Annotated in this window: 14 protein-coding genes and 1 pseudogene; 2 read left to right on the top strand and 13 right to left on the bottom strand. The window is 43.2% G+C overall.

The features are described from left to right. Positions 1–140: 140 nt before the first annotated feature. Positions 141–1,376 (top strand): Nramp family divalent metal transporter, encoded by a 1,236-nt coding sequence (locus LKD42_RS07395; RefSeq protein ID WP_248835279.1) that lies wholly within the window; start codon positions 141–143, stop codon positions 1,374–1,376. A 224-nt stretch (positions 1,377–1,600) separates the two neighbouring features. Beyond that, entirely contained in the window at positions 1,601–3,130 is a 1,530-nt protein-coding gene (gene putP, locus LKD42_RS07390; protein ID WP_248835278.1) for a sodium/proline symporter PutP, read from the top strand. A gap of 165 nt (positions 3,131–3,295) precedes the next feature. Here putP and asnB read toward each other — a convergent pair whose 3' ends face one another. From asnB to LKD42_RS07330, 13 genes and pseudogenes are all read right to left on the bottom strand, one after another. Next, positions 3,296–4,834, bottom strand: coding sequence for an asparagine synthase (glutamine-hydrolyzing) (asnB, locus tag LKD42_RS07385; protein WP_248835277.1), 1,539 nt, complete (start codon positions 4,832–4,834; stop codon positions 3,296–3,298). Positions 4,835–5,041: 207 nt separating this feature from the next. Beyond that, positions 5,042–5,893, bottom strand: coding sequence for an Rpn family recombination-promoting nuclease/putative transposase (locus tag LKD42_RS07380; RefSeq protein ID WP_248835276.1), 852 nt, complete (start codon positions 5,891–5,893; stop codon positions 5,042–5,044). 294 nt (positions 5,894–6,187) lie between these two features. Beyond that, positions 6,188–6,493, bottom strand: a complete 306-nt coding sequence (locus LKD42_RS07375) for a hypothetical protein (protein WP_248835275.1) — start codon at positions 6,491–6,493, stop codon at positions 6,188–6,190. Positions 6,494–6,507: 14 nt separating this feature from the next. Beyond that, positions 6,508–7,884, bottom strand: a complete 1,377-nt coding sequence (locus LKD42_RS07370; RefSeq protein ID WP_248835274.1) for a YeiH family protein — start codon at positions 7,882–7,884, stop codon at positions 6,508–6,510. Positions 7,885–8,007: 123 nt separating this feature from the next. After that, positions 8,008–8,268, bottom strand: a complete 261-nt coding sequence (locus LKD42_RS07365) for a hypothetical protein (protein ID WP_248835273.1) — start codon at positions 8,266–8,268, stop codon at positions 8,008–8,010. Positions 8,269–8,343: 75 nt separating this feature from the next. Beyond that, a complete protein-coding gene (locus LKD42_RS15090) occupies positions 8,344–8,478 on the bottom strand; it encodes a hypothetical protein (RefSeq protein WP_283094977.1) in 135 nt (44 codons plus the stop codon). Then, complete coding sequence (locus LKD42_RS07360) at positions 8,478–8,621, bottom strand: hypothetical protein (protein ID WP_248835272.1); 144 nt, start codon at positions 8,619–8,621, stop codon at positions 8,478–8,480. Before LKD42_RS07360 ends, LKD42_RS15090 begins: the two co-directional genes overlap by 1 nt. A gap of 54 nt (positions 8,622–8,675) precedes the next feature. Next, a pseudogene (locus LKD42_RS07355) lies at positions 8,676–8,810 on the bottom strand (TIGR00266 family protein); the annotation flags it as partial. 50 nt (positions 8,811–8,860) lie between these two features. Then, a complete protein-coding gene (locus LKD42_RS07350) occupies positions 8,861–11,776 on the bottom strand; it encodes a response regulator (protein WP_248835271.1) in 2,916 nt (971 codons plus the stop codon). Then, positions 11,766–12,539 (bottom strand): substrate-binding periplasmic protein, encoded by a 774-nt coding sequence (locus tag LKD42_RS07345; RefSeq protein WP_248835270.1) that lies wholly within the window; start codon positions 12,537–12,539, stop codon positions 11,766–11,768. The genes LKD42_RS07350 and LKD42_RS07345 overlap by 11 nt, the downstream gene beginning before the upstream one ends. 329 nt (positions 12,540–12,868) lie before the next feature. Next, positions 12,869–13,522, bottom strand: coding sequence for an HAD family hydrolase (locus LKD42_RS07340; protein WP_248835269.1), 654 nt, complete (start codon positions 13,520–13,522; stop codon positions 12,869–12,871). A gap of 17 nt (positions 13,523–13,539) precedes the next feature. Continuing rightward, on the bottom strand, positions 13,540–14,013 hold the full coding sequence (gene ribH / locus LKD42_RS07335) for a 6,7-dimethyl-8-ribityllumazine synthase (protein ID WP_147632772.1): 474 nt from the start codon (positions 14,011–14,013) through the stop codon (positions 13,540–13,542). Between the two features lie 14 nt (positions 14,014–14,027). Continuing rightward, the coding region (locus tag LKD42_RS07330; protein WP_248835297.1) for a hypothetical protein at positions 14,028–14,227 on the bottom strand (200 nt) is incomplete at its 5' end.

The raw sequence follows: 14,227 nt of genomic DNA, 5'->3' as shown, positions 1-14,227 counted from the left end.
CACAGAGTTAGTTATAACTAACTTCATAAAACTACAGGTACTGCTATATGATACCTGCAACAAGATTCTGAGGAAATCTGCTCACTGTTCTGCAAAAATGGGCATATTCTTTTAAAGAAGTGGAAAAGGGGAAGTATTTTATGATACAGAAACACAAAAAGCAGCCACTAAATTTTCTTAAGTACATTGGTCCGGGACTTCTGGTCACGGTCGGTTTTATCGATCCCGGGAACTGGGCTTCGAACATTGCCGCCGGTTCTGGGTATGGCTATCAGCTTCTGTGGATGGTCACACTCTCCACGATCATGCTGATCCTTCTGCAGCATAATGCCGCCCATCTCGGCATTGTTACCGGACTTTGTCTTTCGGAGGCTGCCAGCACATACATCAACCGAATTCTCAAGAACATCATTCTGTCTACGGCAATGCTTGCTTCGATTGCCACAGCTATGGCGGAAATCCTGGGCGGTGCAATCGCTCTGCAGATGCTTTTTTCAATCCCGATCAAACCAGGCAGTCTGCTGATTCTCGTGATCGTTTTGTTCTGTACGTTTACCAATGCCTACCGGCGGATTGAAAAATTGATCATTCTTTTTGTCTCGCTGATCGGATTTTCATTTTTATTTGAGATCTGCATCGCAGGAATCGACTGGAAACAGGCTGCCATCGGCTGGATAAAGCCTTCGTTTCCTGCTCACTCCATGCCGGTCATCATGAGTGTGCTCGGTGCGGTTGTGATGCCGCACAATCTGTTTCTGCATTCTGAAATCATTCAGAGCCGCCAGTGGTCTCTTGCGGATGATGCTGTAATCCAGAGGCAGCTGAAATATGAATTCCATGACACGCTGTTTTCCATGATCATTGGCTGGGCGATCAACAGTGCCATGATCCTGATGGCGGCAGCAAGTTTTTATCAGAATGGAAATGGAACGACTGTTGACGATCTTGCAGTCACCGGTTCTATGCTCGCTCCTCTGCTTGGGAATATGGCATCACTGGTCTTTGCAGTCGCTTTGCTGCTCTCCGGGATTTCTTCGAGTATCACAGCCGGAATGGCAGGCGGTACGATTTTTTCTGGTATTTTTAACAAGCCTTATGATACTTCCAGTAAAGAAACAAAACTGGGGATTCTGGTGACAATGGTTCCGGCTGCTGTGATCATTTTGTTTATTTCTTCGCCGTTCCAGGGACTCATCTATTCACAGATGCTGCTTGCCGTTCAACTCCCGATTACGATCTTCACACAGATCTGTCTGACTTCTTCTAAAAGGGTAATGGGCAGATATGCAAACAGCAGACGCCTGAATATCGTTCTGTGGATTACCGCTCTGACCGTAACTTTTTTAAATATCGGGCTTTTTATAACAGGTTTTTAGTATTTTATTATTGTAGCCTCGCCTAAATTATGTTAATATTTGGTTTATAGTGTCATTTTGAGTCGCTGACACTGCACTGTGTTAAAGTCTCAACTGACAAACAATCCGTACAAAGACTGCTTCGACTGCTCTTCCGTACGGAGCATTAATCATAAACCGGATGTTTCATTTTCCGCATATGTGAATGACAACATCAAACTGCAGAAACTTAGGGAGGATTTAAAATGGATGTAACACAGATTCTAATGTTGATCACAATCCTGGTCTACCTGGCTGCGATGGTAGGTATCGGTGCGGTTCTGGCAAAACAGAATCAGACCACAGATGACTTCTATCTCGGCGGACGTACACTGGGACCGCTCGTCACCGCCATGAGTGCCGAGGCCTCTGACATGAGCAGCTGGCTGCTGATGGGACTGCCTGGCGTTGCTTACCTGTCCGGTACGGCTGATGCAGCGTGGACTGCAATCGGACTGGCAATCGGAACTTATGTAAACTGGCTTGTTGTTGCAAAGAGACTTCGTAATTATACGCATGTCTGCGGAAATTCTACGACACTGCCTCTGTTCTTTTCCAACCGTTACAGAGATAACAAACGTATTCTTTCCGTAATCGCAGCACTGCTGATCATCATTTTCTTTGTACCTTATACGGCTTCCGGATTTGCAGCCTGCGGCAAGCTGTTTGCAAACCTGTTCGGAATGGATTATCTGCCGGCAATGCTGATCAGTGCGATCGTTATCGTAGCTTACACCACACTGGGCGGATTCCTCGCAGCAAGTACGACAGACTTTGTCCAGAGTATTGTTATGACGATTGCAATCGTTGTTGTATTTGGTTTTGGTATCAGCAAAGTCGGCAGTTTCAGTGCCGTTATGGACAATGCAAAATCCATGGCCGGATACTTCAGCCTGACGCATACACACAATGCTGCTGCCGGAACAGCTTCTCCTTACAGCCTGCTGCAGATTTTCTCTACACTGGCATGGGGACTTGGATATTTCGGTATGCCTCACGTACTGCTTCGTTTTATGGCGATCGGTGATGCAAACAAACTGAAACTCTCCAGAAGAGTTGCAACCGTCTGGGTTGTGATCTCCATGGCTGTTTCCGTATTTATCGGTGTGATTGGAAATGCTATGACAAAAGCCGGTGTTCTGCCGACTTTAAAAGATCCGGAAACCATCATTCTGGTTGTTTCAGATCTGATCTCCAAACATGGTGTTCTGGCAACGATCATTGCCGGACTGATCCTCGCCGGTATCCTGGCAGCTACCATGTCAACTGCGGACTCTCAGCTGCTCGCTGCTTCTTCCAGTGCTTCTCAGAACATTCTGAAAGAAGTATTTATGAAAGACATGAGCGAAAAGACCGGTATGCTGATCGCACGTATCACCGTTCTTGTTATCGCACTGATCGGTGTATTTATCGCACGTAACCCGGACAGTTCTGTTTTCCAGATCGTATCCTTTGCATGGGCAGGCTTTGGTGCTTCCTTTGGACCGCTTGTTCTGCTGGCACTGTTCTGGAAACGCTCCACATTCCAGGGTGCTCTCTGCGGAATGATCAGCGGCGGCGTTATGGTATTTGTATGGAAATTTCTGATCCGTCCGATGGGCGGTGCACTTGGTATTTACGAACTGCTTCCTGCATTCCTTCTTGGTCTTGCAGTAAACGTAATCGTAAGTCTCCTGACACCGGCTCCTTCCAGAGAAGTTCAGGATGAGTTCGATAAAGTAGCTTCTATGAAGTAAAAGAATGTAAAAAACAAAATCCTGAAAACACAATAGGATGCCAGAGTCAAAAGACCTGTATTTCATGGAGTTTTTCCATTTAATACAGGTCTTTCTTTTTCTGATAAAACCAGCTTATCATTTCTGCTTTTACCAGAAGACAGGGGGAAAAATGTCATTTAAGGATTATCTTTTTACAAAATATTCTTCATACCATACAAGGAAGGTATAAATCGTCCATACTTTTCTCCAGTTATCGGAATTACCTCCTACATAGTCATCGAAAATCTCGTTGATCGCATCTACATCAAAGAATTTCTCTGCGATCTCACTGTGGAACAGACGCTGTACATCCTGATTGTATCTTGCATCGGCCATCCAGATACGAATCGGCACAATGAATCCCAGTTTCTTACGGAATGCGATCTCTTCCGGGAGTACTTTTGCTGCTGCGGTACGGAATGCCACTTTGTTCTGCTCTTCGTTGACTTTAAAACGGGACGGCATTCTTGATGCAATATCAAAGATCCGGCGGTCTGTAAGCGGCATACGGATTTCCAGCCCTGCTGCGGTACTCATCTTATCTACATTCAGATAGATATCGCCTTCCAGCCAGATCTGAATATCAACATCGGACATTTTTGTAAGCGGATCAAGACCTTCCGTCTCTTTGTAGATTTCATGCGTAAGATTGATCGGAAGAACTTCCGGATTGTAGTGTTTGAGGATTTTCTTCTTTTCATCTTCCTTCATGATGTTTGTATTGCCGACATAAAATGTCTTCAGATTTTCACCGTAACGTTCTGCATTGCGGTACATATTGTAACCACCGAAGAATTCATCCGCACCTTCTCCGGAATAGCAAATCTTCGTGTGTTCTGCGGTTGCATTGCAGGCAATGGTAAATACGATCGCAGATGCATCTCCAAGCGGCTGTTCCATATTGTACATAACATATGGTACGATATCAAAATACTGCTGTGGTGTGATCTTGCAGACAGAATGTTCTCTTCCGAGAAGTTCCGCTGTCTTTTTTGCAAGACGTGACTCATCAAATCGTTCTTCATCATAACCGCAGGAATCGGACATCTTTGCATCTGACATTGCCAGTACATAGGAAGAATCCACCCCACTTGACAGGAAAGATTCTACGGTTTCGTCCTCTGTCTTTACTTCCGGCATGATGGATTTCAGCGTAGAATGGATCTCATCTGCCCAGTCTTCCAGAGATTTGCTCTCGTCCGGCTGAAACTTTGGAGTCCAGTATCTGTGAATTTCCACTTTTCCATCCTTCCAGATCAGATAACGCCCCGGCAGAAGCTTTTTCAGACCTTTGAAAAAGGTATCCTCACCGGCACCATAGGTCAGGCTCATATAGATCTGGAGCATCTCTTCATTCAGCTCTTTTCTAAATCCCGGCTGTCCAATGATGTCACGGATCATGGTGCCGTACAGAAGTTCACCGTCTTCTGTCTGGTAATAATAGAACGGCTTGGTTCCAAACTGATCTCTTAAGCAGAACAGCTTTTTCTCCTCTTCATCCCACAAGGCAAAAGCAAACATACCATAGATATGGTCTGCCATCTCGCCTCCCCATTTCTGGTATGCTTTTACCAGGATTTCCTGCTCTTTTTCTTCTCTTGGCAGTGCTGCATCGACTGCCAGTTCCTCACAAAGTTCTTTCCAGTTGCGAATGTGTCCACGATAGGTTTTTACAGTGATCATTTGTGCTTCCTCTCTTTTATAGGTTATTGAAATTTCTCTGTTTTTCGACTTTTTTCATCATAATTCTTTCACATTTTATCACACTGGATGGGTGGTTGTAAATTTTTATTTAACCAAATCAGGTAAGTCCCCTGCTTCAATTGCGAAAAGTAATAAGCAGTGGGTGGGGAGCACGCTCATTTTACTATCCGTTCTGACACCGCAATATTACTGTTCCAGAGTCATATCTTCTGGCAGCTCTGTAAGTCTTCTGGCTTCTTTCTCGTCAAATCCTTCCCTGCGCAGATTTTTATATACCAGTATTTTTCCTTCTATTTGTCCTTCCATTTGTCCCTTCTCCCATCCTATTTTTTCTAATCTTTCTGCTACATCACACATACTGTGCACTCCTTCCTTCTTTTTGCCAAAAATTCTTTTATACCTTGCATCTCCGGTCATGACCTGCAAAAGTTTCAGCACTTCATCTACATGCTGTATTTCTGTCGGATCATCCGGTATATAGTTCTTGTTTTTTCTTTTGTTTACAAAAAAGTTTGCCACAATCCGAAAATCACTTCGAAATCGACGGATCTGCTCTTCACTCAGCCAGGCGATCTCGAATACTTTTATCTGATAATCACTCACAAATTCATCCAGACCTGTTGGTATTTCCATCAGCGATTTTATATTTTTTCCGCTTCTCCAATGTCTGTCCGTTCCAAAATACAGCACGATTGTCACTACCGGCAAAATCTTGCTTCTTTCCTGCTGCAGCTGGCTGCGGTACGCCGCACCATCATACCCTATAATGCGAAACGGCATGTTTCTCTCAATCCTACTCTGATTTTCAATCCCACAGACTGCAAGCTGTACTTCTTTTTCTTTCCAGTATTTTGCCACATCTCTTTCCAGTTCATGCATTTTCTCATCGTCTGCTTTATATTGCGAATGAACGGATATATTTTCCAGTGCTTCCGGCAACACTCTCTGCTCACCCTGAAACAGTAATCCGTTTATAATATCCGCAAACACATCATTATAATCTTCCAGTATCTTTTCCGTAATGTCTTTTTCTCCCATAGGCTTCGCTCCTTTTCTTCTGTTTTGGGCACGAAGCTGCTATGGTTGCATGATTCCTGTTTCTGCCGCTTCGTGCAGGTCTCTTTTCTGGATTTTCCTGCCGAACGGCAATGAATTTAGATTTGTTTTAGAACCTTTATGTAGTTATGATAACTCTCTGTGTGATGTTTGTCAATGTTTTTGTTTCTTTCCGGGTATGTAAACAATTTTATAAGAAGACATCACAACCTTTTTCTCCCAATCAATATCTGCGAATTGAAAAAGCCTGCCGCATCCTCTGCGGCAGGCTTTTTATCAGATTTTATTTTTACTTATCTTTTTTTCAATCCATCCCCAGAGTTTATACATGAAGAATCCCCAGATCAGGAACAGTGCAATGAGCACCTTCATGGAAACCGGTGATGTGTAGCAAGATCCATCTACATATTTTGCAAACTGTGGAATGTCCGCATAATAATATGCCCCTGCTCCAAAGTCCAGGCCATCGATCAATCCCAGACCATTTGCCATGATATAAACGGCTGCAATGATCGTCAGCACCAGAACGGTATAATTTACCATCGAAAACAGATTTTTCTTTTTTCCTGTTTTTTTCTTCATAGCCCTGCATCTCCTTATAATGCCAGATTTGGCAGTGGGAAAAATTTTCCGCTTAAGAGCAGATAGACTGCTGCAAAAGTCAGAACAATGTTAAACAACTGCCCAACCACATAAAGTGTCAGTGGCTTTCCGCCCTGGAACTGTTCTTTGATCTCACGAAAATTTGTTTCCAGTCCGATACTTGTAAATGCCAGAACAAATGCCCAGTTTTTATACTGATCCAGTACACTGTTGATGGATGAAACCGTCTCTTTTCCGAATGCCGGAACTGCTATAAAAGATGCAATTAAGGAAGCGGCAAAAAATCCAAGGATAAATTTCGGAAGTCTGTACCAGATTTCGGATACCCCGATTTTTCTGCTGCTTTCTCCGTTATTTTCAACTTTTGTTGCAAAAAATACTGCAACTGCAAATGCGATAAATCCGATCAGGATATTCTGGATGGATTTTACAAGGACTGCAGCCGTCTGTGCTGTTTCACCAAGTGCAGTACCTGCTACGGTTACTGCTCCGGTTGAATCGACAGTACCACCGATCAGGGCACCGCCTATCAGCTCTCCAAGACCGGTTACACGGATCAGTACCGGTTCAAATACCATCATCAGTACCGTAAAGATAATAGATATGGATACGGTCAGTGAAAGATCATTTTTCTTTGCTTTGCTTGCTGCGCCAACGGCGATCACAGCAGAAGTTCCGCACACAGAGGTTGCGGTTGCCAGGGTAATGACAAACGATTTATTGTCAATTTTTAAAACCCTGGTTCCGAACCACCACATGAAAAGAATAACGATTGGTGTTACGATCCATGCAATCCCCAGTCCGTAAAGTCCAAAATTAACAATATTGGAAAACAGTACGGAAAATCCCATGATCATCAGTCCGACTTTGATATAGAATTCTGTCTGGATCGCCGGCTTCAGCCATGCCGGTACTCCGATGGTGTTGGATACCAGAATTCCGATCAGGATTGCAAAAAATGCCCATTCCAGCCAGCGGTTCAAGGTATATTCGGCACTGATAAATCTTACCAGAACTGCCAGAAGAAACAGTCCCAGAAATGCCGGAAGGTATTTTTTAACGGATAATCCCTTCAGGTGGTTTCCAACAGTAAACAGTACTCCAAGTACAGCCACTGTCAGGATCAGTTTTCCGAAAAATCCTGCGTTTACCTGTTCAAAAAAACTTGTTCCATGACCCCAGGTGCTGAATTTTGCAGCGTTAAAATCAAATGCTCCTGTGATCACGGCCACAGCACCGACTGCGATGATGATAAATCCGATCCATACTGCCAGCCAATCCTCTTTTTTCCAAAGATCACTCAGACTGGATGTCTCTGTTGTTACGATATTCTCTGATGTCGCAGCTTCTGCCTTTCTTTGACTACTCATAATGATCTCCTCCTTCAAACAACTTGGGATCATTATATTCGTTCTCTTACTTTTCTTCTATGGAATATATGTTTTATTTTTTCCATAGGAATTTTTACTGACATTTTTCCATAACTGCGACTTTCACATCAGATGATATATTTCCGGTGAAAGATACAGCATTCCGCTGTCGTCCCCTGAGAGATATTCACAATCTCTTTCTAGTTCCATTGAGGAAACAAATTCAAGTCCACTTTCTGAATACTTGTAAGTATCCAGCTTATTCTCCAGCAAATGGTATACCTGGTCGTCATGTTTTACAAACTGGTGATCCATAATCTGCATGACACCCTGTGCTTCTTTAAATAGTATATATTCCGGAACGATCGTATAAAAACCTACCATCTGTTCTGTCAATACAGGCTCAACAGGCTCTCCCTCCCATGGCCACGGTGCGTCTTTATTTCCTTCATCCTTTAATTACATCACAACGCCTTCCAGCAATTCTTTGACAGAATCACTTGCTGCCTCTCCTTCTACTCTGATATCATAAGACGTACCTGACTGCTCATGGCGATACATATACGTGCACCTTCCGGAATCATTTTCCGGCATTACCGCATATTCTGCATTCTTTCTTTGTCGTACTTCCATTCTTCCGGATAATACACGGTAAATAAACTAAGTTTAAGTCTTTCCCTGCCCTGGAAGTCCTGATCCGGTTCTGTTTCTGTCTGAACGGTTGTTTCTGTCTGCATGACCGTTTCTGTCTGAACGGCTGTTTCTTTTTTTCTTTTTCATGGGTTCTTCCCTTATTTATTTTTTGTAAAAAACGGAGTCAGTAATTCTGCCACCTTACTGATCGGCATTGTCTGTAAGATCACTTTACCCGATCCTCTGACAACGGTATTAAAAATGCCTTCTCCGCCGACAAGCATATTTTTCACTTCCTGTTATGATTTACCATTATGTTCTTCACTGTTTCATAACTTCCCCCTTATTTTCTTCTGTCAAAGATCTGATCCAGTACCTCCATAATAGCATCAATGCTGATCGGTTTTGCGATATGGGCATTCATTCCGGCTTCAAGAGCTTTCTTTTTATCTTCCTCAAACGCATTTGCCGTCATGGCAATGATCGGAATATTGGCTTTTTTATTGTTGTCAAGTGTGCGGATTTCTCTTGTTGCCATATAACCATCCATCTTCGGCATCTGAATATCCATCAGGATCGCATCATATCTGGATTCTTCTGCAGATCCCATTCTTTCCACGGCATCTATTCCGTCTTCTACGGAATCCACAATAAGCCCTGCTTCCTCCATGATTGCAGCTGCGATCTCTCGGTTCAGTTCATTGTCCTCAACTAAAAGCACTCTTTTTCCGGCATGGTTATAATGTTTCTTTTCAACTGCTGCATCTTTTTCCGTCCCGACTGCCTGCTGCGTCAGTGCTGCTCTGAGTTCGGACATAAACAGCGGTTTGGATACAAACGCAGTAACTCCTGCTTCTTTTGCTTCCTCCGCAATATCCGCCCAGTCATACGCAGTAAGAATGATGATCGGTGTGTCATTTCCGATCACTTTTCGTATCCTTCTGACTGTTTCAATACCATTCATATCCGGCATTTGCCAGTCGATAATATATGCTTTGAATTCTTTTTTTATCTCGCAGGCTTCTTTTGCACGCAGTACAGCTTCTTTACCGGAAGTAGTCCAGTCTGCCAGCATTTCTATATCACGCAGCATCTTGCAGACACTCATACAGGTATTGGCATCGTCATCCACAACCAGTGCTCTGGCTCCCTGCAGTTCCGGAACCGATTTGTATTTTACCGTTTCGCCGGTAATCTTACATTCGATAGAAACAATAAACTCAGAACCTTTTCCGACTTCACTGTTTACCGTGATGGTTCCTCCCATCATATTGACAATGTTTTTGGAGATTGCCATTCCAAGACCGGTTCCCTGGATCCCGCTCTTTGTAACTGTCTGTTCTCTCGCAAATGCATCAAAGATATGCTCCTGAAATTCTTCTGACATCCCTATGCCATTGTCTTTCACACTGAACGAATAACTTGCATATCCTTCTTTGCTGCATGGATTTTCACTGACCCGGATATTGATCATACCGCCGACTGACGTAAATTTTACTGCATTTCCAACGATGTTGAGAAGCACCTGATTCAGCCGAAGCTTATCAATGACAACATCCTCATGTACCACATTCTGCGTGTCTATATATAACTCCTGCTGTTTTGCCGCAATACTACCCTGAATAATAACCCTCAGATCATGGAAGACATCCGGAAGATGCACTTTGACTTCTTCCAGTTTGACATTACCGCTCTCGATCCGGCTCATATCCAGCACATCATTGATCAGACTTAAGAGATGACGGCTCGATATACTTATTTTTTTCAGATACTCCATCACCAGATCTTTATTATCAATATGCGTTGTTGCCAGAGCTGTAAATCCGATCACAGCATTCATTGGCGTGCGGATATCGTGTGAAATACTGTTCAGGAAATTTGTCTTCGCTTTGTTGGCATGTTCTGCTGCTGCCAGTGCATTTCTCAGCTCTCTCTCCTGCTCCAGTTCTTTCTCTTTTTCTTTCGTGATATCCCGGTTTGCCAGCAACACTGCCCTGATATTCCCGTCACTGTCAAAACGCTGCGGTACGATCACGGAAAGAAGCCATGTGCCCTTTTCCATCTGGCTTGTATAAGTCAGTGACTGCTGTCCCTTCAGCCGCTGTGCCACGGTGTCCATGTCAATAAATTCCAGAAAACCTTCCCGATACTCAGATGTCAGCATCTCATTTATATGATTTTGCTGAATCTTTTTGGATAAGATCTGATCTCCGGAAGGCATAGAAGTATCCCCGGAAGTCTTTATCATCTCTACTTTATCCTTTTCCAGATCAAACAGGACGATAGATGCGTATGCTGTACCGAGTGCATTGATGATCCTCATACGTTTCTGACTCTGTTTCAGCGTAACCTTTTCCAGATTACTCTTGATCAGCAAAAACAGCAGATATACAAGAATTGCCACAGCCGTGTACAATCCACAGACAACCGTCCGTGCCATAAATATCTGTGATGCCGGAAAGAATATATAGATCGCATATTCTTTCATTTTATCTTTATGGCCGTACCAGATCTTATGATCTGGTTTTATGCGGATAATCCCGCTTTCATTTCCTTCCGGCCTGCTGTTGTAATATTTCCGCATTTCCTGCATGGTCTTTCCAAGCAGTGTTTCCTGATTGGTACTGACAACCGTATCATCGAGGCATACCATGATCACACCATGCATATTGACCAGAAAATCTGAAAAAACAGATTCCAGTGTCATATCACCCAGTGTATTGCTGTTTTTTTCTGCATAGGCGATCACCAAACCTTCGGCATCCTGACGCGGCACAACTGCAAGATCATACTCCTCACGGTTCACCGTAATGCGTTCTGTGTAGGTTGCTTCCGGATGTTCCAGAACTTCTTTTACATAACCTTTGCCGATAATTTCGTTCCACAGATTTTCCGAATCCAGATTCTGCTGTCCCTGAAGCACTACATTCAGATTTTTATCAGATACAAAGGCACCGCTCAGTCTCTGTTCCGTAATGTATTCATCCAGATCCTGCTGTCCGTATTTATTAATTTTACTCAGATTTGTGCCCAGTTCCTTTGTTTTATCCAACAGCCGCACCAGACTTTTTACCCTGTCATTTGCCGTATAATTATCATAATCCTGCAGTTTATTTTTGGCAACTAAAGTTGTCTTATCCAGTGTCTCACTCAGCTCTCTTCGGTCTAATCCCGTAAAGATTCCCCATACGATCATCCCGACCAGAATCAACACGATCAAAAGGATTCCGGATATTCCCGGGCGTTTTTTACTTTTCATCGGAACCTCCTCTTATCACAACTTTCTCCGCATCAAGTCCATATTTTTCTGCAATACTGCCAATCGTACCATCTTCACTCATTTCTTTTATCAGCCCGTTTATCTTTTTGGTAAGCTCCTCATGCGTCCCCTTTTGAAATGCAATGCCTATTTTTGAAATATAAGGACTTTCATCCAATAATCGATATTTGCCCTTTCCATTTATAATAAATTCATTCAGCAAAGCTTCATGTCCTGCAATCGCATCGACATATTCTTTGCGAAGTGCTGCAAACATATCTTCCGTTGTCGCAAAGCAGTTCACCTGCTTTACTTCCGGCAATGCAGAGTCGATCGTATGAAAAAAGAGTTCAGCTGCTCTTGTCGTATCCTGTACTCCAACATTCTTCCCAAGAAGATCATCGAATGTCTGAATATCACTGTCAGAAGCAACTGCGATCACCTGACGGCTGTACAGATAAGGTCCCGCCCACTGATAATCGTTTTCCCGGTCATTCATAGAATAGCAGCTCCAGATACAGTCTATCGTGCCGTCCGCAAGGCAGGTGTGTTTTTCACTCCACGTAATAAACTTAAAATCTGGTTCATACCCAAGTTCATGAAATACTTTCGATGCGATCTCAATGTCAACGCCGGTATAATTTCCGTCCATGTCAAGATAGGAATACGGCTCAAATTTATCAATGCCCACTGTTATCTTCTGCAGACTGCCATCCGACTCCTGCTCCTTCTGGTTACTGCAGCCGCATACGATGCTTATCACAAAGACGAAAACTCCAAGTAAAATCAGATTTTGCTGACGACTGTGCAAAATTTTCCGATATTTTCGATTTCTAGCTGTTCTTTTTTCAAAATGCATATAGTTACTCCCTTTTATCTGCACGGTTATATGATTTTTCCTGTAAAACTGTAATATTTCTATTATATAATATCTCCCTGATACGGTCAATTTAAAATCCTCTGTTTTTCTGATAAAAGGAAAAGGAATACTTTTGTTAGTTTTATCTAACTTCCTTTTTGAAAAAAACCGCATGAAAACGAAATTCGTATCACACGGTTTCAACAAATATTTCTGACATTACCCAATCACACTTACACCAAATGGCATAATTCTGGTATATCCCCTACATGCTCTGCAAGATAATCTGCTCCGTCCAATTCTCCCTGATCACCATATCCATACAGACATCCCGCAAACAGACTGCCACAGGATCTGGCACATTCCAGATCCTGTTTTCTGTCTCCGATCACCAGATAAGGGCCTGGATATTCCCGGATAATATTCTGCACAATCTCCGTTTTTGGACGAAATCCATAGGATTCGCAGTCATAAAATCGCTCGAACCATCGTTTCATACCAAATTCTTCCCAGTGTGCCTTTCGATATGCCGTTTTACAGTTACTCAGGACTACAAGATAATATCCCTGATTTTTCAGCGTCGTAAGCATCTTTTCTGCTCCCGGATACCACACGGCCTTATGTTTTCTGACCTGTTCGATCATCCGCTCGCCCACCATTTTGCTTGCCTGATCTTTATATTTCTGATCCAGTTCCGGCATAAAAGTGTCCCACATTTCTTTGCTGTTCAGTCCAAGCCATCCGGCAATCCTTGAAGATGCTATCTTTTGTTCTTCTGCGACTTTCTGTTCTGTCAGCCACTGATAAGTTTCTCGAAATGCCGGTTCATAAATTCCAAGTGTCTGGTGAATCGTCCCGTCATAATCAAATATGATCGTTTTTACCATCCTTTATTTCCTCATTCTTAAAGCTGTTTCATCAGATTGACCATCTCAATCGCAGACAATGCACAGTCATATCCTTTATTTCCTGCCTTGCTTCCGGCACGTGCAATAGCCTGCTCAATATTCTCAGTTGTGATTACTCCGAATAATACCGGAACTCCGGATGCAAGTCCAACCTGTGCGATTCCTTTGGCAGCTTCGCTGCACACCAGATCATAGTGTGATGTATCGCCGCGGATGACTGCTCCCACGCAGATCACTGCATCATACTTTCCGGACTGTGCCATCTTCTGTGCAGTCAGCGGAATTTCAAATGCTCCCGGTACCCATGCAGCAGTAATATTCTCTTCTTCGACTCCATGTCTTACCAGTCCGTCAACTGCACCTCCCAGTAATTTATTGACAATGATCTCATTAAATCTCGCCGCTACGATACCGACTTTCATTCCCTGCGGTGCTACTACTTTTCCTTCTACCAAATTGATCTGTCTCATGATTTTTCCTCCTGTTATTGTGAACTTAATATTTTTTTATAAATTGATGTGAGTGTCAAAAGTCCCAAACTATGATGCCTACGGATTGTTCCGTGCATCGCACTCCCACAATCCTCTCCGGTATTCGCATATCGTGAGATTATCATCCCACTTTTATGTCTACGCTCCGCTTCGGTCGGAGCAAAACGAACATCCACTGGATGTTCTGCTCCAT

The organism is Hominisplanchenecus faecis (assembly GCF_020687205.1).
GTDB lineage: Bacteria > Bacillota > Clostridia > Lachnospirales > Lachnospiraceae > Hominisplanchenecus > Hominisplanchenecus faecis.
This window is presented reverse-complemented; position numbering and strand designations above follow the sequence as displayed.

Excerpts from the sequence above, each read along its gene's own strand:
- LKD42_RS07370 (WP_248835274.1), bottom strand. The coding sequence starts at position 7,884 with ATGAGTAGTCAAAGAAAGGCAGAAGCTGCGACATCAGAGAATATCGTA.
- LKD42_RS07395 (WP_248835279.1), top strand. The coding sequence starts at position 141 with ATGATACAGAAACACAAAAAGCAGCCACTAAATTTTCTTAAGTACATT.
- LKD42_RS07380 (WP_248835276.1), bottom strand. The coding sequence starts at position 5,893 with ATGGGAGAAAAAGACATTACGGAAAAGATACTGGAAGATTATAATGAT.
- LKD42_RS07340 (WP_248835269.1), bottom strand. The coding sequence starts at position 13,522 with ATGGTAAAAACGATCATATTTGATTATGACGGGACGATTCACCAGACA.
- ribH (WP_147632772.1), bottom strand. The coding sequence starts at position 14,013 with ATGAGACAGATCAATTTGGTAGAAGGAAAAGTAGTAGCACCGCAGGGA.
- asnB (WP_248835277.1), bottom strand. The coding sequence starts at position 4,834 with ATGATCACTGTAAAAACCTATCGTGGACACATTCGCAACTGGAAAGAA.
- LKD42_RS07375 (WP_248835275.1), bottom strand. The coding sequence starts at position 6,493 with ATGAAGAAAAAAACAGGAAAAAAGAAAAATCTGTTTTCGATGGTAAAT.
- LKD42_RS07360 (WP_248835272.1), bottom strand. The coding sequence starts at position 8,621 with ATGCAGACAGAAACAACCGTTCAGACAGAAACAGAACCGGATCAGGAC.
- LKD42_RS07365 (WP_248835273.1), bottom strand. The coding sequence starts at position 8,268 with ATGGTAGGTTTTTATACGATCGTTCCGGAATATATACTATTTAAAGAA.
- putP (WP_248835278.1), top strand. The coding sequence starts at position 1,601 with ATGGATGTAACACAGATTCTAATGTTGATCACAATCCTGGTCTACCTG.
- LKD42_RS15090 (WP_283094977.1), bottom strand. The coding sequence starts at position 8,478 with ATGCCGGAAAATGATTCCGGAAGGTGCACGTATATGTATCGCCATGAG.
- LKD42_RS07350 (WP_248835271.1), bottom strand. The coding sequence starts at position 11,776 with ATGAAAAGTAAAAAACGCCCGGGAATATCCGGAATCCTTTTGATCGTG.